The sequence below is a fragment of the Streptomyces racemochromogenes genome (assembly GCF_039535215.1).
GTDB classification, from domain to species: Bacteria; Actinomycetota; Actinomycetes; order Streptomycetales; family Streptomycetaceae; genus Streptomyces; species Streptomyces racemochromogenes.
In genome coordinates this window covers 1,714,589-1,734,536 of the sequence record NZ_BAAAWT010000001.1, presented here as the reverse complement: position 1 = coordinate 1,734,536, position 19,948 = coordinate 1,714,589, and the positions used below count along the sequence as shown (strand labels likewise).

The 19,948-nt window shown below is 71.9% G+C and carries 12 protein-coding genes, 1 tRNA gene and 1 rRNA gene; 10 read left to right on the top strand and 4 right to left on the bottom strand.

Annotated elements, in window-relative coordinates:
- Both rrf and ABD973_RS07825 read left to right on the top strand, forming a co-directional pair.
- Positions 1–117: ribosomal RNA gene (gene rrf, locus ABD973_RS07830) — 5S ribosomal RNA — on the top strand.
- A 5-nt stretch (positions 118–122) separates the two neighbouring features.
- Positions 123–198: transfer RNA gene (locus tag ABD973_RS07825), tRNA-Thr, on the top strand.
- A gap of 127 nt (positions 199–325) precedes the next feature.
- Here the strand turns inward: ABD973_RS07825 and ABD973_RS07820 are convergent.
- Positions 326–2,908: a SpoIIE family protein phosphatase gene (locus ABD973_RS07820; protein WP_241253400.1), complete on the bottom strand. Its 2,583-nt coding sequence runs from the start codon at positions 2,906–2,908 to the stop codon at positions 326–328.
- 167 nt (positions 2,909–3,075) lie between these two features.
- Here ABD973_RS07820 and ABD973_RS07815 point away from each other — a divergent pair, with 167 nt between their 5' ends.
- The 8 genes from ABD973_RS07815 to ABD973_RS07780 all read left to right on the top strand — a co-directional run bounded on the left by ABD973_RS07815 (position 3,076) and on the right by ABD973_RS07780 (position 17,018).
- A complete protein-coding gene (locus ABD973_RS07815) occupies positions 3,076–8,580 on the top strand; it encodes a HAMP domain-containing protein (protein ID WP_345499446.1) in 5,505 nt (1,834 codons plus the stop codon).
- 235 nt (positions 8,581–8,815) lie between these two features.
- Complete coding sequence (locus ABD973_RS07810) at positions 8,816–9,496, top strand: response regulator (RefSeq protein ID WP_125600830.1); 681 nt, start codon at positions 8,816–8,818, stop codon at positions 9,494–9,496.
- Between the two features lie 169 nt (positions 9,497–9,665).
- Complete coding sequence (locus ABD973_RS07805) at positions 9,666–12,452, top strand: FtsK/SpoIIIE family DNA translocase (protein WP_345499444.1); 2,787 nt, start codon at positions 9,666–9,668, stop codon at positions 12,450–12,452.
- A gap of 317 nt (positions 12,453–12,769) precedes the next feature.
- Positions 12,770–13,681, top strand: coding sequence for a helix-turn-helix domain-containing protein (locus tag ABD973_RS07800; RefSeq protein WP_125600824.1), 912 nt, complete (start codon positions 12,770–12,772; stop codon positions 13,679–13,681).
- A gap of 125 nt (positions 13,682–13,806) precedes the next feature.
- Positions 13,807–15,309, top strand: coding sequence for a 30S ribosomal protein S12 methylthiotransferase RimO (gene rimO, locus ABD973_RS07795; RefSeq protein ID WP_125822753.1), 1,503 nt, complete (start codon positions 13,807–13,809; stop codon positions 15,307–15,309).
- Positions 15,306–15,962 carry a CDP-diacylglycerol--glycerol-3-phosphate 3-phosphatidyltransferase gene (gene pgsA / locus ABD973_RS07790; RefSeq protein WP_125822754.1) on the top strand — a complete coding sequence of 219 codons (657 nt, stop codon included), beginning with the start codon at positions 15,306–15,308 and terminating at the stop codon, positions 15,960–15,962. Before rimO ends, pgsA begins: the two co-directional genes overlap by 4 nt.
- Positions 15,963–16,048: 86 nt before the next feature.
- The gene (locus ABD973_RS07785) at positions 16,049–16,528 is read left to right on the top strand and encodes a CinA family protein (protein WP_125605470.1); all 480 of its coding nucleotides are present in this window, start codon (positions 16,049–16,051) and stop codon (positions 16,526–16,528) included.
- Between the two features lie 109 nt (positions 16,529–16,637).
- Positions 16,638–17,018, top strand: coding sequence for a helix-turn-helix domain-containing protein (locus ABD973_RS07780; RefSeq protein ID WP_007266936.1), 381 nt, complete (start codon positions 16,638–16,640; stop codon positions 17,016–17,018).
- A gap of 392 nt (positions 17,019–17,410) precedes the next feature.
- Here ABD973_RS07780 and ABD973_RS07775 read toward each other — a convergent pair whose 3' ends face one another.
- The 3 genes from ABD973_RS07775 to ABD973_RS07765 all read right to left on the bottom strand — a co-directional run bounded on the left by ABD973_RS07775 (position 17,411) and on the right by ABD973_RS07765 (position 19,878).
- Positions 17,411–18,181: an SDR family NAD(P)-dependent oxidoreductase gene (locus ABD973_RS07775; protein ID WP_125822755.1), complete on the bottom strand. Its 771-nt coding sequence runs from the start codon at positions 18,179–18,181 to the stop codon at positions 17,411–17,413.
- Positions 18,182–18,213: 32 nt separating this feature from the next.
- Positions 18,214–19,026 carry an Fpg/Nei family DNA glycosylase gene (locus ABD973_RS07770; protein ID WP_125822756.1) on the bottom strand — a complete coding sequence of 271 codons (813 nt, stop codon included), beginning with the start codon at positions 19,024–19,026 and terminating at the stop codon, positions 18,214–18,216.
- A 132-nt stretch (positions 19,027–19,158) separates the two neighbouring features.
- The gene (locus tag ABD973_RS07765) at positions 19,159–19,878 is read right to left on the bottom strand and encodes a hypothetical protein (RefSeq protein ID WP_345499436.1); all 720 of its coding nucleotides are present in this window, start codon (positions 19,876–19,878) and stop codon (positions 19,159–19,161) included.
- Between the last annotated feature and the right edge of the window lie 70 nt (positions 19,879–19,948).

Here is a 19,948-nt window from a genome sequence, read left to right as displayed (position 1 = left end):
TTCGGTGGTCATAGCGTTAGGGAAACGCCCGGTTACATTCCGAACCCGGAAGCTAAGCCTTTCAGCGCCGATGGTACTGCAGGGGGGACCCTGTGGGAGAGTAGGACGCCGCCGAACAACCCGCCCTTTTAGCTCAGTCGGTAGAGCGTCTCCATGGTAAGGAGAAGGTCAACGGTTCGATTCCGTTAAAGGGCTCCAAAGAAAAGGCCCCCGCCATCTGGCGGGGGCCTTTTTGCGTTTCAGGCTCACGAGGCCCAGCTACCCCTTCTCCCCGCCTCCCCGGGCGCCTGGCCGGCGGCCCGGGGAGGAGAGAGCGGCGTGCGGGTCAGGAGGCTCCGCGCTGCTGGGGGACGCGGAAGGCCAGGATGGCCATGTCGTCCGAGGCCGGTTCCGCGGCGAAGCGTTCGACCGCGCGCAGGACGCGGGAGGCGACCGCGCCCGCCGTGAGGCCGGTGCAGGTGGTGAGGACCTCCGCGAGGCCGTCGTCGCCGAGCATCCTGGTGCCCTCGCGGCGCTCGGTGACGCCGTCCGTGACGCACAGCAGGACGTCGCCCGGGTCGAGGGTCATGGTCTGTTCGTAGAGGTCGAGGTCGTCGATCACACCGAGCAGCGGCTGCGGCTCCGCGGCCGGGGTGACCTCGCCGTCCGGCCGGAGCCGCAGCGGGAGGGGGTGGCCGGCGCAGACGACCTTCATCAGGGCGCCGCCGTCGGGCTGCGGGTGCAGTTCCCCGTACAGGAGGGTGAGGAAGCGGCTGCGGGCGCCCTCGTCGAGGATCGCCGCGTTGAGGCGTTCCAGGACCGCCGGGCCGCCGAGGCCCTCGCGGGCCAGGAGGCGCAGGGCGTGGCGGGCCAGGCCGGTGACGGCGGCCGCCTCGGGGCCCGTACCGCAGACGTCGCCGATGGCGAAGCCGTACGCGCCGTCGCGGATCGGGAAGACGTCGTAGAAGTCGCCGCCGACCTCGTTGCCCTCGCCGGCGGCGCGGTAGATGACCTCGACCTCCATGCCGGGGATGGCGGGAGAGCCGGGCGGCAGGAGGCTGCGCTGGAGGGAGCGGCTGATGGCGGTGCGCTCGGAGTAGAGGCGTGCGTTGTCCAGGGCCAGGGCCGCGCGGCGGGAGAGGTCCTCGGCGAGTTCGAGGATCTCCTGGCGGAAGTGCTCCTCGCTGGGCTTGCCGAGGGTCAGCAGGCCGATCACCCGGTTGCGGGCGAGCAGCGGCAGGACGACCGTCTCGCCGCCGACCGCGGCGGCCGTCGCCGGCCAGGGGCGGGCGCCGGCCTCACGGACCGGTTCGGGCGGGTCCACACGGGACAGCAGGGCCTTCAGGCCGTCGATACGCTCCTCGTCCTCGTGCAGGACGTAGGCGAGGTAGGGGTCCGAGGTCTGGTCGGCGATGGTGTAGACGGCGCACCAGGTGGCGAGCGTCGGGACGGTCATCTGGGCCATGAGGGCCAGGGTCTGGTCCCGGTCGAGGGTGCCGGCGAGCAGGTCGGAGGCCTCGACGAGGAAGGACAGGGAGCCGCGGCGCAGGCGTTCCAGCTCGCCGAGGCGGGCGGACTCGACGGCGAGGGCGATGCGGTCGGCGGCGAACTGGAGGCGCAGGGCGTCCTCGTTCGTATAGCGGCCGGGGCCCTCGGCGGCGACCCCGAGGGAGCCGGTGAGGCGGCCCTCGACCTTGAGGGGGACGGTGACGACGGAGCGCATGCCGGTGGACTCCAGGAGCGGTACGGCTCCGGGGACGACGGCGAGGTCGTCGTGCACGGCGGGGAGGCGGGCCGATCCGTAGCGGCTGGTGCCGGCCTCGACGGGGACGCGGGCGAAGCGCTGGCGGGTCGAGGGCAGGCCGGTGGTCGAGCGGACCTCCAGCTCGGTCTCGTCGTCGGTGGCCAGCAGCAGGAAGGCGGCGTCGGCGTCGAGCATGTCGCGGGCCCGTTCGACGGTGCGTTGCAGCAGTCCGTCGAGGTCGTCGGGGGCGGGCGAGCCGATGAAGACCTCGAAGGGGTCGGTGGGGCGGGGCTCGCTGTGCTGGCCGTCGGAGGAGGGGAGGCGTACGGGGGTCTGGAGCAGGGCCCGCTCGTCGTCGTGGACGAGGAGGCAGACGATGGAGGGCTCGCCGTGGGCGTCGCGGACCCGCAGGTGGGAGGCGTAAACGGGGATGACGCGGCCGTCGGCGCCGCGGATGCCGTAACTGCCCTCCCAGCGGGACAGGCGCAGGGCCTCGGCGACGCCGGTACCGGTGCCCGGGGTCTGGGGCCAGGCGGCGATCTCGGCGAGGGGGCGGCCGACGGCCTTCTCGGCGGGGTGGCCGAAGATGTGCTCGGCGTCGTCGTTCCAGGCGGAGATGACGTCGTCGGCGTCGACCTGGAGGACGGCGACGCGGACCCGGCTCTCGGCCAGGGGAAGGAACTGGTCCGGTACGACGGGGCCCGCGGAGCGGGTACCGACCGGCCGGTCCGGGAGGTCGAGGCGGAACCACACGTGTTTGTGGGTGGCGGTGTACTCGACGCCCCAGCGGGTGGCGAGGGCGGCGCAGAGCATCAGCCCGCGGCCGCTCTCGCGGTCGGGGTCGGCGTACGGGCGCTCGCCGGGGTGCCGCAGGGGCAGCTCGCGCTCGGGGTACCGGTCGGCGACCTCGACGCGTACGCCGTCCTCGGCGCGCAGGCACAGGACCTCGGCCCTGGTTCCGGCGTGGACCACGGCGTTGGTGACGAGCTCACTGGTCAGTACGACCGCGTCGTCGACGATGTCCGCGAAGCCCCAGCCCTGCAGCGTGTCGCGGACGAACCCGCGGGCGGCGGCGACCGACCGCCCTTGAGGGTCGAAACTGGCAGCCGCCCGAGCCGTGATCACGAGTCTCCTTCGACGCGGTTGGACATCGGATGCCAGGTTACTTACCTTCGCGGTCGCCATGAGGCCGTCGTACCGGATTCCACCCGCGGGGTGCGGCCGGTGTGCGATGGTGCCGAAGTGTTATCGCCGGGTTCGGCCAGGGTGAAACACTGGGCAGGCTTGGAGAGCCGGCTCTTGGACAGCCGGTGTCCGGTGGAACAGAGGTCGACCCTTTCGGGAGGGACACGGTGGAGTCTGGCGCAGCGGTGCGGCGTACGGGAACGCGGCCCAAGGGCGGGCGGTCCCGGCGGAACGGGACGACGGAAGTCGACTCCGCCGCTCTGAACCGCCTGCTCACGGCCCTGGTGTCGATGCGGGACGGGAACTTCCGCAAGCGGCTGACGGTGTCCGGCGAAGGCGTGATGGCGGAGATCGCCGCCGTTTACAACGAGGTCGCCGACCGCAATCTGCACCTGACCGGTGAGCTGTCCCGGGTCCGGCGGATGGTGGGCCGTGAGGGCAAGCTGAGCGAGCGGCTGGAGACGGGGGCCTGCGAGGGTTCCTGGGCGGCCGCGATCGACGCCTCGAACCAGCTGGTGGACGATCTCGCGCGGCCGGTGTCCGAGGTGGGCCGGGTGCTGTCGGCGGTGGCCGAGGGTGATCTGGACCAGCGGATGGACCTGCGGACGCCGGCCCCGGACGGGGTGGGGCATCCGCTGCGCGGGGAGTTCCTGAAGGTCGGGCGCACGGTCAACAACCTGGTCGACCAGCTGTCGGCGTTCACCGACGAGGTGACGCGGGTGGCGCTGGAGGTCGGTACCGAGGGCAAGCTGGGCGGTCAGGCCCAGGTGCGCGGAATGTCCGGTTCTTGGAAGGACCTGACCGACTCCGTCAACACGATGGCGTACCGGCTCACCGCTCAGGTGCGTGACATCGCCCTCGTCACGACGGCGGTCGCCAAGGGCGATCTGTCGCGCAAGGTCACGGTGCACGTGGCCGGCGAGATGCTCCAGCTGAAGAACACCGTGAACACGATGGTGGACCAGCTGTCCTCGTTCTCCTCCGAGGTGACGCGCGTCGCCCGCGAGGTGGGTACGGAGGGCGAGCTGGGCGGCCAGGCGAAGGTGCCCGGCGTCGCCGGCGTGTGGAAGGACCTGACCGACTCCGTCAACACGATGGCGGGGAACCTGACGGCGCAGGTGCGCGGGATCGCGCAGGTCACGACGGCCGTCGCCAACGGTGACCTGTCGCAGAAGGTGCGGGTCAGCGCGCGGGGCGAGGTCGCCCAGCTGGCCGAAACGATCAACCAGATGACGGAGACGCTGCGGACCTTCGCTGACGAGGTCACGCGGGTGGCCAGCGAGGTGGGCGCCAAAGGCCTCCTCGGCGGCCAGGCGCAGGTGCCGGGGGCGGCGGGTACGTGGAAGGACCTCACCGACTCGGTGAACACGGTCTTCCGGAACCTGACCACGCAGGTGCGGGACATCGCGCAGGTGACGACCGCCGTGGCCAACGGTGATCTCTCGCAGAAGGTCACGGTCGACGTGGCCGGCGAGATGCTGGAGCTGAAGAACACCGTCAACACGATGGTGGACCAGCTCCAGTCCTTCGGTTCCGAGGTGACGCGGGTGGCCCGTGAGGTCGGCGTCGAGGGCGAGCTGGGCGGTCAGGCGCAGGTGCCGGGGGCGGCGGGTACGTGGAAGGACCTCACCGACTCGGTGAACACCGCCTTCCGGAACCTGACCGGGCAGGTCCGCAACATCGCCCAGGTGACCACGGCGGTGGCCAACGGCGACCTGTCGCAGAAGGTCACGGTGGACGTCTCCGGTGAGATGCTCCAGCTGAAGAACACCGTGAACACGATGGTGGACCAGCTGTCCTCGTTCGCCGACCAGGTCACGCGGATGGCGCGGGACGTGGGTACGGAGGGCCGGCTCGGCGGGCAGGCCCGGGTGGAGGGGGTTTCCGGCACCTGGAAGGAGCTCACCGACTCCGTCAACTTCATGGCGGGGAACCTGACTTCGCAGGTGCGCCAGATCGCCCAGGTGACGACGGCGGTGGCGCGGGGCGACCTGTCGCAGAAGATCGACGTGGACGCCCGGGGCGAGATCCTGGAGCTGAAGAACACCATCAACACGATGGTCGACCAGCTCTCCGCCTTCGCGGAGCAGGTCACCCGGGTGGCGCGGGACGTGGGTACCGAGGGCCGCCTCGGCGGTCAGGCGCAGGTGCCCGGTGTGGCCGGTGTGTGGCGGGACCTGACGGATTCGGTGAACGGCATGGCCGGGAACCTGACTTCGCAGGTGCGCAACATCGCGCAGGTCGCGACGGCGGTGGCGCGGGGCGACCTGTCGCAGAAGATCGACGTGGACGCCCGGGGCGAGATCCTGGAGCTGAAGAACACCCTCAACACGATGGTCGACCAGCTGTCGAACTTCGCGGAGCAGGTGACCCGGGTGGCCCGCGAGGTGGGCACCGAGGGCATCCTCGGCGGGCAGGCGGAGGTCAAGGGGGTCTCCGGGACCTGGAAGGACCTCACCCAGTCCGTCAACTTCATGGCGAACAACCTGACCTCGCAGGTCCGCAACATCGCCGAGGTGACCACGGCCGTGGCCATGGGCGACCTCTCGAAGAAGATCACGGTGGACGCCAAGGGCGAGATCCTCGAACTGGTCACCACCGTGAACACGATGGTCGACCAGCTGTCGTCCTTCGCGGAGCAGGTGACGCGGGTGGCGCGCGAGGTGGGCACCGAGGGCATCCTGGGGGGTCAGGCCCGGGTGCGCGGGGTCACCGGCATCTGGAAGGACCTCAGCGACAACGTCAACACGATGGCGGGGAACCTGACGGCGCAGGTGCGCGGGATCGCGCAGGTCTCGGCGGCCGTCGCCAACGGCGACCTGACGAAGAAGGTCACCGTCGAGGCGCGCGGCGAGGTCGCGCAGCTGGCCGACACGGTCAACACGATGGTCAAGACGCTGTCCTCGTTCGCGGACGAGGTCACGCGCGTGGCCCGCGAGGTGGGCACGGAGGGCCGCCTCGGCGGCCAGGCGCACGTGCCGGGCGTCTCGGGGACGTGGAAGGACCTCACCGACTCGGTGAACTTCATGGCGTCCAACCTGACCGGGCAGGTGCGGCAGATCGCCATGGTGACGACCGCCATCGCCAAGGGCGACATGACCAAGAAGATCGACATCGATGCCCGCGGGGAGATCCTGGAGCTGAAGACGACCATCAACACGATGGTCGACCAGCTGTCCTCCTTCGCCGACCAGGTGACGCGGGTGGCGCGTGAGGTGGGTACCGAGGGCATCCTGGGCGGTCAGGCCCGGGTGCGGGACGTGGACGGCACCTGGCGGGACCTGACCGAGTCCGTGAACGAGATGGCCGGCAACCTCACCCGGCAGGTCCGTGCCATCGCGGCCGTGGCCACGGCGGTGACCCGCGGCGACCTGAGCCTGAAGGTCGACGTGGACGCGGCGGGCGAGATCCAGGTGCTCCAGGACAACATCAACACGATGATCGTGAACCTGCGCGACACCACGTTGGCCAACAAGGAGCAGGACTGGCTCAAGGGCAACCTCGCCAGGATCTCGGCCCTGATGCAGGGCCGCCGGGACCTGGACGACGTGGCCTCGCTGATCATGAGCGAGCTGACCCCGGTGGTCTCCGCGCAGCACGGGGCCTTCTTCCTCGCCGTCCCGGCCGGGGGAACGCCCGAGATCGGGGCGGACGGCGGCGCGGAGGGTTCGTACGAGCTGCGGATGCGCGGGAGTTACGCGTACGCGGGCGGCCAGATGCCCATCTCCTTCCGGCCCGGTGAGGGGCTGATCGGCACGGTCGCCGAGGAGAAGCGGACGATCCTGGTGGAGAACACCCCGCCCGGCTACCTGAAGATCTCCTCGGGGCTGGGCGAGGCGCGGCCAGCGCACGTGATCGTGCTGCCGGTGCTGTTCGAGGGCAAGGTGCTCGGTGTCATCGAGCTGGCGTCGTTCACGCCGTTCACGCAGATCCAGAAGGACTTCCTGAGCCAGATCGCCGAGATGATCGGTACGAGCGTCAACACCATCTCCGTGAACTCCAAGACGGAGATGCTGCTCAAGCAGTCGCAGGAGATGACCGAGCAGCTGCGCGAGCGTTCCGACGAGCTGGAGAACCGGCAGAAGGCGCTCCAGGCGGCCAACGCCGAGCTGGAGGAGAAGGCCGAGCTGCTGGCCCGGCAGAACCGGGACATCGAGGTGAAGAACACCGAGATCGAGGAGGCCCGGCAGGTCCTGGAGGAGCGCGCCGAGCAGCTCGCGGTCTCGATGCGGTACAAGAGCGAGTTCCTGGCGAACATGTCGCACGAGCTGCGGACGCCGCTGAACTCGCTGCTGATCCTGGCGAAGCTGCTCGCCGACAACGCGGACGAGAACCTGTCGCCGAAGCAGGTGGAGTTCGCCGAGACCATCCACGGCGCGGGCTCGGACCTGCTCCAGCTGATCAACGACATCCTGGACCTGTCGAAGGTCGAGGCGGGCAAGATGGACGTCTCGCCGACGCGGATCGCGCTGGTGCAGTTGGTGGACTACGTGGAGGCGACCTTCCGGCCGCTGACGGCGGAGAAGGGCCTCGACTTCTCGGTGCGGGTCTCGCCGGAGCTTCCGGCGACCCTGCACACGGACGAGCAGCGGCTGCTGCAGGTGCTGCGGAACCTGCTGTCGAACGCGGTGAAGTTCACCGACAACGGGGCCGTGGAGCTGGTGATCCGGCCCGCCGGGGCGGACGTGCCGTCGGCCATCCGGGAGCAGCTGCTGGAGGCGGGGTCGCTGCGGGACGCGGACGCCGACCTGATCGCCTTCTCCGTGACGGACACGGGGATCGGGATCGCGGCGAGCAAGATGCGGGTGATCTTCGAGGCGTTCAAGCAGGCCGACGGCACGACCAGCCGCAAGTACGGGGGCACGGGCCTCGGGCTGTCGATCAGCCGGGAGATCGCCCGGCTGCTGGGCGGTGAGATCCACGCGGCGAGCGAGCCCGGCCGGGGGTCGACGTTCACGCTGTACCTGCCGCTGCACCCGAGCGAGCTGCCGCCACAGGGGTACGCGCCGCCGGCGCCCGGCGGGGCGCGCGGGGAGTACCGCAGGGCGGCCGAGGAGCCGGAGGCGATGGAGCCGCTCCCGGTGCCGCAGCCCGCGCCGCTGGGGGCGGCGCCGCCGCGGCAGGCGCTGCCGGCGGCCGAGGCGCCCGGGCAGGGCTCCTCGGCGCTGTTCCGGCGCCGGCGCAAGCAGCAGGCGGCCGGTCCGCTGCCGCGCACGGAGGTGCCGGGGCAGCCGGAGGGCGGCGACGCGTGGGGGGTGGAGGAGCCGCTTCCGGCGCCGCCGCGGACGTACGACTTCCACGGGGAGCGGGTGCTGATCGTGGACGACGACGTGCGGAACGTGTTCGCGCTGACGAGCGTGCTGGAGCAGCACGGGCTGGCGGTGCTGTACGCGGAGAACGGCCGGGAGGGCATCGAGGTCCTGGAGCAGAACGACGACGTGTCGGTCGTGCTGATGGACATCATGATGCCGGAGATGGACGGGTACGCGACGACCTCCGCGATCCGGAGGATGCCGCAGTTCGCGGGGCTGCCGATCATCGCGCTGACGGCGAAGGCGATGAAGGGCGACCGGGAGAAGGCCATCGACTCGGGTGCCTCGGACTACGTCACCAAGCCGGTCGAGCCCGACTACCTGCTGACGGTCATGGAACAGCACATGCGAGGAATCTGATCGGAGGGCGGGCCGCGGGCGCGGACCCGGAGGGGAACCTTCGGGCCTCCCCCCGCGTTTCCGCTTCGGGCACAGTGACATCTTGGTGACAGGGTGTGGCGATCTCGGGACTGGGGCTACGATGACCGGCACAAGGACGGACGGCTCAAGGATGCCGTCCTCTGGGGCGGGGCCCGGCGCGCATGCCGGAGCCAGGAGCCGGGGAGGCCCCATGCCGGGGCGAGGAGGACAGGGCATGGTGCAGAAGGCCAAGATCCTCCTGGTCGACGACCGGCCGGAGAATCTGCTGGCGCTGGAGGCCATCCTCTCCGCGCTCGATCAGACACTGGTCCGGGCGTCGTCGGGGGAGGAAGCGCTCAAAGCGCTGCTTACGGACGATTTCGCGGTCATCCTGCTGGATGTCCAGATGCCGGGCATGGACGGATTCGAAACGGCCGCGCACATCAAGCGGCGCGAACGGACCCGGGACATCCCGATCATCTTCCTGACCGCGATCAACCACGGTCCCCACCACACCTTCCGTGGTTACGCGGCGGGCGCGGTGGACTACATCTCGAAGCCGTTCGACCCGTGGGTGCTGCGCGCCAAGGTCTCGGTGTTCGTCGAGCTGTACACGAAGAACTGCCAGCTGCGGGAGCAGGCGTCCCTGCTGCGCCTCCAGCTGGAGGGCGGCGGTACCAACGGCGACGGCGGCCGGGAGACGGCCGGGCTGCTGGCCGAGCTGTCCGCGCGGCTGGCCGCGGTCGAGGAACAGGCCGAGGCGCTGACCAAGCAGCTCGGCGAGGACTCGGCGGACGCCGGGGTGGTCGCCACGGCCGCCCACCTGGAGCGGAAGCTGACCGGGCTGCGGCGGGCGCTCGACGCGCTGGAGCCGGGCGCCAGCGGGGGAGCCGCCGTCCTGCCCGCGCAGGGCTGAGACCGCCGGGCCGCCTCGCCGCGCGACGGCGGAGCGGCCCGCCCGGCAACCCGGCTGGGGACCCGTCAGTTCTGTCGCGGCGTCAAAGCGCTTGCGGGCGCGGCGACACGAACGGGTGAAGGGGTGGGCACGCGTGTCCACCGGCGTGCGCACAGGTAACCTCGGCCCCATGGCCTCAAGTACGTCCGGCAAGGGTTCCCAGAGCACGGCGGGCACCGCGAAGGGCCGCACCGGCCGTACGACGGCCCCGACGAAGAAGGCGGCCCCGCGCAAGCCCCCCGCGAAGAGGGCCGCCGCGGCGGCCAGGCGCCCCGCGGCGAAGAAGGCCGCCGCGAAGCCGGCGCCGTCGCCGAGCGGGGGAGTGGTGCGGCTGGTCCGCTGGTGCTGGCTCGGTCTCGCGCACGCCGTCGGCGGGCTGTTCCGCGGGATCGGCAGGGGCGCCAGGAACCTGGACCCGGCCCACCGCAAGGACGGCGTGGCGCTGCTGCTGCTCGCCCTCGCGCTGATCGTCGCGGCCGGAACCTGGTCGAACCTGAGCGGGCCCGTCGGCGACCTGGTCACGATGCTGGTCACGGGGGCCTTCGGGCGTCTGGACCTGCTCGTGCCGGTCCTGCTGGGGGTCATGGCGGCACGTTTCATCCGCCACCCCGAGCAGACCGACGCCAACGGGCGCATCGGCATCGGCCTGTCCGCCCTGGTCATCGGCGTCCTCGGGCTGGTGCACATCGCCTGCGGGGCACCCGGCCGGGACGAGGGCACCACCGCCATGCAGAACGCGGGCGGGCTGATCGGCTGGGCCGCCTCCAAGCCGCTGATCTTCACCATGGGGGCGCCGCTGGCCGTGCCCATGCTGGTGCTGCTGACGGTCTTCGGGCTGCTGGTGGTCACCGCCACCCCGGTCGCGGCGATCCCGCAGCGGCTGCGCAGCGCCGGGATCCGGCTCGGGGTGATCCAGCCCAACCCGTACGACGAGGAGTACGGGGACCGGCACGAGGGTTCCGAACGGCCCGGCCGTAACGACCGTCATGACGCCGAGCAGTGGCAGGCCCGCACCGGCGGGCCGGTGGACGAGGCCGAGGAAGCGGCCCTGGCCCGGCGGCGCCGGCCGCGGCGGAGCGCCGCGCGGCCCGGCGGGCGCGAGCCGGACGCCGTCGACGTCGCTGCGGCGGCAGCGGCCGCGCTGGACGGGGTGGTCTACGGGGGGCTGCCGCCGAACCCGCTGGTCGCCGATCTGACCCAGGGGATCTCCGGCCGGGAGGAGGGGGTGGAGATCACCGCTCCGGTGCCGCCCGCTCCGGTGCCGCCCGCGCGGGAGGAGCGGCCCGTCGCCGCCGCCCCGGCTCCGGCCGACGGTCTCGGGGACGCCCCGCACGAGCGGACCGCCGCGGTCTCCGGGACGCTGTCGGTGCCGGACCTGACGAAGACCCCGGCGCCGGCCCAGCCGCTGCCGCCCCGGGCCGAGCAGCTCCAGCTGCGTGGGGACATCACGTACGCGCTGCCGTCGCTGGAGCTGCTGGAGAAGGGCGGGCCGGGCAAGACCCGCAGCGCCGCCAACGACACGGTGGTGGCGGCGCTGACGAACGTGTTCACCGAGTTCAAGGTGGACGCGCAGGTCACCGGCTTCACCCGGGGTCCGACGGTCACCCGGTACGAGGTCACGCTCGGCGCCGCGGTGAAGGTCGAGCGGATCACGGCGCTGGCGAAGAACATCGCGTACGCCGTCGCCTCGCCCGACGTGCGGATCATCAGCCCGATCCCGGGCAAGTCGGCCGTCGGCATCGAGATCCCGAACACCGACCGCGAGATGGTCAACCTGGGCGACGTGCTGCGCCTCGCGGACGCCGCCGAGGACGACCACCCGATGCTGGTCGCGCTGGGCAAGGACGTCGAGGGCGGCTACGTCATGGCCAACCTCGCCAAGATGCCGCACGTGCTGGTCGCCGGCGCCACCGGCTCCGGCAAGTCCTCGTGCATCAACTGCCTGATCACCTCGATCATGGTGCGGGCCACCCCGGAGGACGTCCGGATGGTGCTCGTCGACCCCAAGCGGGTCGAGCTGACCGCCTACGAGGGCATCCCGCACCTGATCACCCCGATCATCACCAACCCCAAGCGGGCGGCCGAGGCCCTCCAGTGGGTCGTGCGCGAGATGGACCTGCGCTACGACGACCTGGCGGCGTTCGGCTACCGGCACATCGACGACTTCAACCAGGCGATCCGGGACGGCAAGATCAAGCTGCCGCCGGGCAGCGAGCGCGAGCTCAGCCCGTACCCGTACCTGCTGGTGATCGTCGACGAGCTGGCGGACCTGATGATGGTGGCCCCGCGCGACGTGGAGGACTCGATCGTCCGCATCACCCAGCTGGCCCGGGCGGCCGGCATCCACCTGGTGCTCGCCACCCAGCGGCCCTCGGTGGACGTGGTGACCGGTCTGATCAAGGCGAACGTGCCCTCGCGGCTGGCGTTCGCGACCTCCTCCCTGGCCGACAGCCGGGTCATCCTGGACCAGCCGGGCGCGGAGAAGCTGATCGGCAAGGGTGACGGACTGTTCCTGCCGATGGGCGCGAACAAGCCGGTCCGCCTCCAGGGCGCCTTCGTCACGGAGGAGGAGATCGCCGGGATCGTCCAGCACTGCAAGGACCAGATGGCCCCGGTCTTCCGGGACGACGTCACGGTCGGGCAGAAGCAGAAGAAGGAGATCGACGAGGAGATCGGCGACGACCTGGACCTGCTGTGCCAGGCGGCGGAGCTGGTGGTCTCCACCCAGTTCGGCTCCACCTCGATGCTCCAGCGCAAGCTGCGGGTCGGCTTCGCCAAGGCGGGCCGGCTCATGGACCTGATGGAGTCCCGCGGGGTGGTCGGGCCGAGCGAGGGGTCCAAGGCGCGCGACGTGCTGGTCAAGCCCGACGAGCTCGACGGGGTGCTCGCAGTGATCCGCGGCGAGGAGGCCCCGTAGGGGGTGTCCGCGAGGGCTCCGGGAGCCCCGGCGAGCACCCGGGTCCCGGGCGAAGCGGAATCCCCGGGGGCCCCGGGCGGCCCGCTAGAACGGGGGTCCGGCCGCCTCACTCGACCGAATGGGATCGTGGCCGGATCGTCACCGGATCCGGCGGCAACCGTTTCCCCTGGGCGTGCGTCAAGTTGAGGGAGGCACCGGCGGCCGTTCCCCTCGCCATTCGTATGGCGTAGGAAGCGGACCCTCCGGTTGCCCCACCCTTTCGTCACCCCCCTAGACTGGACATCCAGCAGGTGGCTACACGCTCGAAAGGCGCCCTTGTGTCCATCGGCAACTCCAACTCCCCCGAAGAAGAGCGGCCTTCGACCGACGTCCGGTCCGAGGACCGGTCCGAGGACCGCATCGTCGAGCGCTCCGTCGAAGAGCCGTCCATCGGGACGACCCTGAAGAAGGCCCGGATCGCCGCCGGGCTCACCGTCGACGAGGTCAGTTCCACCACCCGGGTGCGCATCCCGATCGTGCACGGGATCGAAGAGGACGACTTCACGCGGTGCGGCGGCGACGTGTACGCCCGCGGACACATCCGCACCCTCGCCCGCGCCGTCGACCTCGACCCGGTACCCCTGGTCGAGCGCTACGACGCGGCGCACGGCGGCCGGCCGGCGCCCACCCCCGCCGCGCCGATGTTCGAGGCCGAGCGGCTCCGCCCCGAGCGGCAGCGGCCCAACTGGACCGCCGCCATGGTCGCCGCCATCGTCGCGGTGATCGGCTTCGTCGGCTTCACCGCCTTCGGCGGCGGCGACGAGCAGTCCAAGCGGCCGGTGGCGGAAGGTTCCGTCTCGCCGAAGCCCGCGCCCAAGCAGACCGCGGGCAAGCAGCCCGCCGCCCCGACACCGCAGGCACCCAAGGCCCCCAAGCCCGAGCCCTCGGACAGCGCCATCGCCGCGGCCCCCAAGGACCTCGTCACCGTGGTCCTGACGGCCGACTCCGGCGAGAGCTGGATCTCCGCGAAGGACCACAGCGGCCGGCTCCTCTTCGACGGCACCCTCGAACAGGGCCAGTCGAAGACCTTCACGGACAAGGAGTCCGTGGACCTCGTCCTGGGCGACGCCGGAGCCGTCAAGCTGTTCGTGAACGGCAAGGAGATCAAGGAGCGGTTCGAGTCGGGACAGGTCGAACGTCTCACCTACACCAGGGACGACCCGGGCCAGGGCCAGGCCCAGGCGGGCTGACCAGCACGGAATAAGAAATTCCAGATCCCCGGGATCCCGCGCGGCGGCCGCCGCCGGCCCCGGGGATCTTGCCGTGGGGGGACTTGGGGCGGGGGCGGGCGCCGGGACGAAGTAGTCTTGAGTCCATGCCCGAACGCCGTACCGTCGCCCTTGTCACTCTTGGCTGCGCCCGTAACGAGGTGGACTCGGAGGAGCTCGCAGGCCGCTTGGCGGCGGATGGCTGGGAGCTCGTCGAGGACGCCGCCGACGCGGACGTAGCCGTCGTCAACACCTGTGGCTTCGTCGAAGCCGCCAAGAAGGACTCCGTAGACGCCCTGCTGGAAGCCAACGATCTCAAGGATCACGGCAAGACCCAGGCCGTCGTCGCCGTCGGCTGTATGGCCGAGCGCTACGGCAAGGAACTCGCCGAAGCGCTCCCCGAGGCCGACGGAGTCCTCGGTTTCGACGACTACGCCGACATCTCCAACCGCCTCCAGACCATCCTCAGCGGCGGCAGCGTCGAGGCGCACACCCCGCGCGACCGCCGCCAGCTGCTGCCGATCAGCCCGGCCGAGCGGCAGAGCGCCGACGTGGCGCTCCCCGGCCACGCCCAGGCCGCCGAGGAGCCCGCCCCGGCCCCCGCCGACCTGCCGGAGGGGCTCGCGCCCGCCTCCGGGCCGCGCGCGCCGCTGCGCCGCCGCCTGGACAAGAGCCCGGTCGCCTCGGTGAAGCTCGCCTCCGGCTGTGACCGCCGCTGCTCCTTCTGCGCCATCCCGTCCTTCCGCGGCTCCTTCATCTCCCGCCGCCCCAGCGACGTGCTGGGCGAGACGCGCTGGCTCGCCGAGCAGGGCGTCAAGGAGATCATGCTGGTCTCCGAGAACAACACCTCGTACGGCAAGGACCTGGGCGACATCCGCCTGCTGGAGACCCTGCTGCCCGAGCTGGCCGCCGTCGACGGCATCGAGCGCGTCCGCGTCAGCTACCTGCAGCCCGCCGAGATGCGGCCCGGGCTGATCGACGTGCTCACCTCGACCCCCAAGGTCGTGCCGTACTTCGACCTGTCCTTCCAGCACTCGGCCCCCGACGTGCTGCGCGCCATGCGCCGCTTCGGCGACACCGACCGCTTCCTGGAGCTGCTGGACACCATCCGCTCCAAGGCCCCGCAGGCCGGCGTCCGGTCCAACTTCATCGTCGGCTTCCCCGGCGAGAAGGAGTCGGACTTCGCCGAGCTGGAGCGTTTCCTCACGCACGCCCGCCTCGACGCCATCGGCGTCTTCGGCTACTCCGACGAGGACGGCACCGAGGCCGCCGGCTACGAGGGCAAGCTCGACGAGGACACCATCGCCGAGCGGCTCGCGCACATGCAGCGGCTCGCCGAGGAGCTGACCTCGCAGCGCGCGGAGGAGCGGATCGGCGAGACCCTGGAGGTGCTCGTCGAGACGGTCGTCCCGCTCGACGAGGCGGAGGAGGGCGAGGGCGCCTACGGGCGTGCCGCCCACCAGGCCCCCGAGACCGACGGCCAGGTCGTCTTCACCGACGGCGCGGGCCTGGTACCCGGGCGCATCGTCACCGCCAAGGTGGTCGGGACCCTGGGCGTCGACCTCGTCGCCGAGCCGCTGGGCGTGGAACTCGAGGAGGCGGCCGGATGACCGGAGTCCCGGCATCGGCGGCGGGCGGGACCGGCCGCCGGCCCACGCCCGGCGCGAAGCTCGGGACTGCGGCCGTCAACCAGGCCAGCCTCTGGAACATCGCCAACATCCTGACGATGATCCGGCTGGTCCTCGTGCCGGGATTCGTCCTGCTGCTGCTCGCCGACGGGGGCTACGACCCCGTCTGGCGGGCGCTGGCCTGGGCCGCCTTCGCCGTCGCCATGATCACGGACGTGTTCGACGGCCACCTGGCCAGGACGTACAACCTGGTCACCGACTTCGGGAAGATCGCCGACCCCATCGCCGACAAGGCGATCATGGGGTCGGCGCTCGTGTGTCTCTCCTGGCTCGGCGACCTGCCCTGGTGGGTGACCGGCGTGATCCTCGGGCGTGAGCTAGGCATCACGCTGATGCGGTTCTGGGTGATCCGGTACGGGGTGATCCCGGCCAGCCGGGGCGGCAAGCTGAAGACCCTGGCCCAGGGCACGGCGGTGGGCATGTACGTCCTCGCGCTGACCGGGCCGCTGGCGACCCTGCGGTTCTGGGTGATGGCCGTCGCCGTCGTGCTGACCGTGGTCACCGGTTTGGATTACATCCGGCAGGCCGTGGTGCTGCGCCGGGCCGGTCTTGCGGGGGAGCGGGCCGCGAAGTGACACACGGGGCGGGGGATGCGCCGGAGGCCGCGGAAGCGGCGGAGGGTGCCGCGGGGGCGGCAAGGGCGGCCGAAGACGTACTGCGGATGCTTGCGGAGAGTGACCAGACGCTGGCGGTCGCGGAATCGCTGACCGGCGGGATGGTGGCCGCCGAGTTGACGGCCGTGCCGGGGGCCTCGCGGGCCTTCCGCGGCTCGGTCACCGCGTACGCCACCGAACTCAAGCACCGCGTCCTCGGGGTGGACGCGGAGCTGCTGGCGGCCGAAGGCGCGGTGAACGCGCAGGTCGCCGAGGAGATGGCCGCCGGTGTGCGGCGGGTGCTGGGCGCTTCGTGGGGGATCGCGACGACCGGGGTGGCCGGCCCGGACCCCCAGGACGGGCAGCCCGTGGGCACCGTTTTCGTCGCCGTGGCGGGCCCGGGGGCCAGGAAAACGGCCCGGCTGAGGTTGAACGGCTCCCGGGCGGAAATCCGTAGGGAGAGTGTACGGACAGTGCTCGAACTCCTCTCGAGCGAACTCCGCGAGAATCTGCGGGGGCAGGATACGGAACAGAACGGGGGGATTTGATGTTTGCAGCCCTGAGTGAACACGACATCGCTCCCCGCACGGCCGCGGCGCGAGGCGGTACGGTGGGGCGTGAAGGTTACGGCTACACGGTCAGAGGAGGGAGCCACCGATGATTCTGCTCCGTCGCCTGCTGGGTGACGTGCTGCGTCGGCAGCGCCAGCGCCAGGGCCGTACTCTGCGCGAAGTCTCCTCGTCCGCCCGAGTTTCGCTCGGCTATCTCTCCGAGGTGGAGCGGGGGCAGAAGGAGGCATCCTCCGAGCTGCTCTCCGCGATCTGCGACGCGCTGGACGTACGGATGTCCGAGCTGATGCGCGAAGTCAGTGACGAGCTGTCGCTGGCGGAGCTCGCGCAGTCGGCCGCCGCAAGCGAACCGGTGCCGGCACCGGTGCGCCCGATGCTCAATTCGGTCTCCGTGGCCTCGGTCACGGGCGGACCCGAGCGGGTGACCATCAAGGCGCCCGTGGAAGCGGTGAACGTCGTAGCCGCTTGAGCATCGCCGTTGGGCATGTGAGCGTGGCAGGAGCCCCGCCCGGTGTGTGAGCACCGGGCGGGGCTCCTCGCCGTTCCGGGGGCTCCACGGGGCCGCCGCCCGGCGTTCTGGGTGCGGCGGCCCGGAGGGTGCGGGAGGATGGGCCCGTCCGGGAACCGGCCCTCCGGAGGTCGCCGTGCGGCGGTTGCAGTGCATACCTGTGACGGTGCCCTTCGCCCTGGCCGTGGCGGCGCTGTGGTGGTGGGCCGTGCTGCGGCTGGCGCTGGCGCCGTCCGGAGCGGGCCCGGTGGAGGGCGCGCTCGCGCTCGGTGGCTGGGGCCTGGGGCTGCTGCCGGTGCACTGCGTGCCGGAGCCCGTGCGCGGGGCCGGCCGGGAGCGGTCCCGGGGCGGCGCTACCAGGGCATCGACACTCCGCCGTTCGGGCGCAGGATCTGGCCCGTCATGAAGGACGAGGCGTCCGAGGCCAGGTAGAGCACGGCCTCGGCGATGTCCTCCGGCTCGCCGACCCGGCCCAGCGGGGACATGCGGACCATGGCGGCCTCCGTCCGCTGCTGGACCTCGGGGCCGTGGCGGCCGGTCATGGGGGTGCGGATCCATCCGGGGGCGACGGCGTTGACGCGTATCCCGTGCGGGCCGCTCTCGGTGGCGAGGGTCTTGGTCAGCTGGACCACGGCGGCCTTGGAGGCGCTGTAGCAGAGCAGGCCTGGCTGGGCGGCGTCCACGGCGCCGGAGGCCATGGTGACGACCGAGCCGGGGCGGCCTGCGGAGATCATCGCGCGGACGGCTTCCTGGCAGGTGCGCAGCACGCCCTTGAAGTTGACGTCGAGGATCCGGTCGAGGTCCTCGTCGGTGGTGTCCAGGACGCTGCTGGTGTGCATGATCCCGGCGATGGCGGCCGCGATGTCGAGCGGTCCGGCGGCGGTGACGGCGGCCCGCAGGGCGGCCCGGTCGGTGACGTCGAGGGGGTGGGCGGTGGCGGAGCCGCCGTCCGCGGAGATCAGGGAGGCGGTCTCGGCGAGGCCCCGTTCGTCGCGGTCCGCGCAGTGGACGGCGGCTCCGGCCCGGGCGAGGAGGAGGGCGGTGGCGCGGCCTATGCCGCCGGCGGCTCCGGTGACGAGCGCGGTGCGGCCGGTGAGGTCGTACGAGGCGATCGGTGTGGGCATGCCAGGACCGTACGAGCGGATCTGACGGGGCGTCAACTGTCGGGGTGCTCCGGGACCGGGCCGGACTGGCAGCCAGGGCACCAGTACGTGGGCCGGCCGTCCTGCGGGGCCTCGCGGACGGGGGTGCCGCAGCGCAGGCAGGGGCGGTGGGCGCGGCCGTAGACGAAGAGCCCCCGGCCGGGGCGGTGGCTGCCGGTGGTGTTGCGGGCGCCGCCGTGGCCGGTGTTCGCCGCCAGCAGGCGCTGGGCGGCGGCCGCGATGCGGGGGAGGGTGGCGGCGGGGTCGGGGAGCGCGCCGACCGGCGTCCAGGGGGTGACCTGGGCGAGGAAGCAGAGCTCGCACTTGTAGATGTTGCCGATGCCCGCGAGGTTGCGCTGGTCGAGGAGGGCCTCGCCGAGGGGCCGGCCGGGGTCGGCCAGGAGGTTGGCGGCCGCCCGGGCCTCGTCCCAGTCGGGGCCCAGCAGGTCGGGGCCCAGGTGGCCCACGGCCCGGGCCTCGTCGGCGGTGCGCAGCAGTTCCAGCACGGGGAGCCGGTAGCCGACGGCGGTGGTGGCGGCGGTGGACAGGACGGCCCGGATCTCGTAGGAGGGTCCGCCGCGCCATTTCTCGCCGGGGGCGAAGAGCCTCCAGGTGCCGTCCATGCCGAGGTGGCTGTGGAGGGTGAGGCCGCCTTCGAGGCGGGTGAGGAGGTGCTTGCCGCGCGGGGTGACGTCGAGGACGGTGCGGCCGGTGAGGTCGGCGGTGGCGAAGCGGGGCACGCGCAGGTCGGCGTGGGTGAGCGGGCTGCCCGCGAGGGCGGCGTGCAGCCGGGCCGCCGCGCGGTGGACGCTGTCTCCTTCGGGCATGGTGCCATTGTCCGGCCCGGGGGGTGCCGGTCCCCGCGGACACCGCCCGGGGACGCGCGGAACCCCCCGGGCGGGGTGGCCGCCACAGGGGGTTCGCGGATCAGCGGGGGCGAGGGCCGGGTGGGCCGCCCGTCACTTCCAGGTGAGGCCCTTCTGCGGCGGGGAGGCCAGGTTGTTGTACGGGTCGCCCCAGTACAGGGCGCCGGAGACCTTGGTGCCGGTCGGGGCCAGGGCCACGGCGCAGGAGTTCTGCGACTGGCCGTTGGTGAAGCCCTTCGGCAGCGACTCGCTCGGGCACTTCTCGAACTTGCCCGCGATCAGCACGACGTCGGACTCGCTGCCGCCGTCGAGCAGGCCCTTCATGTGGCCGACGGAGGCGAAGGACAGGTCCGTGTTGCCGGTGTTCTTGACCGTGTAGCGGATGTAGAAGGGGGTCTTGCCCTTCACCTTGTCCGCGATGTTCAGCGAGGCCAGGTCGGACGGGTTGCCCGCGTCGATGCCGGTGACGGTGATGGCGAGCTGGCCGCCCTTGTTGCTGCCGTAGCTGAACGGGACGGTGGCCGCCTCGCCGATCTTGAAGGACTGGCCGGACTTGGCCACCGCGCCGCCGGCGGCGGCGCCGCCCGGGGCGGGGGAGGCGCTCGCCGAGCCGTCGTAGCCGCCCGCCGAGGAGCTGGGCGCGGCCGGGGAGACCGGCTGGGCGGAGGAGCCGGCGGACGCTGCGGCGGAGGGCGCGGCGGGAGCCGCCGGGGTCTCCTCGATGCCGTCCTTGCAGCCGGTCAGGACGAGGGCTCCGGCGACGGCCAGGCCGGCCGCGGCGAGGGTGGTCCTGCGCATGCTGTTGGTGCTCACTGTTCTTGTCCCCCCATGACGGGGCACCGCCGAGCGCGGTGCCTGTGATCACCTTTGATAAGCCACGGAT

Bases quoted from the DNA above. Each gene is read 5' to 3' on its own strand.
- ABD973_RS07820 (WP_241253400.1), bottom strand. From the start codon at position 2,908: ATGGCGACCGCGAAGGTAAGTAACCTGGCATCCGATGTCCAACCGCGT.
- ABD973_RS07810 (WP_125600830.1), top strand. From the start codon at position 8,816: ATGGTGCAGAAGGCCAAGATCCTCCTGGTCGACGACCGGCCGGAGAAT.
- ABD973_RS07805 (WP_345499444.1), top strand. From the start codon at position 9,666: ATGGCCTCAAGTACGTCCGGCAAGGGTTCCCAGAGCACGGCGGGCACC.
- rimO (WP_125822753.1), top strand. From the start codon at position 13,807: ATGCCCGAACGCCGTACCGTCGCCCTTGTCACTCTTGGCTGCGCCCGT.
- pgsA (WP_125822754.1), top strand. From the start codon at position 15,306: ATGACCGGAGTCCCGGCATCGGCGGCGGGCGGGACCGGCCGCCGGCCC.
- ABD973_RS07785 (WP_125605470.1), top strand. From the start codon at position 16,049: ATGCTTGCGGAGAGTGACCAGACGCTGGCGGTCGCGGAATCGCTGACC.
- ABD973_RS07780 (WP_007266936.1), top strand. From the start codon at position 16,638: ATGATTCTGCTCCGTCGCCTGCTGGGTGACGTGCTGCGTCGGCAGCGC.
- ABD973_RS07775 (WP_125822755.1), bottom strand. From the start codon at position 18,181: ATGCCCACACCGATCGCCTCGTACGACCTCACCGGCCGCACCGCGCTC.
- ABD973_RS07770 (WP_125822756.1), bottom strand. From the start codon at position 19,026: ATGCCCGAAGGAGACAGCGTCCACCGCGCGGCGGCCCGGCTGCACGCC.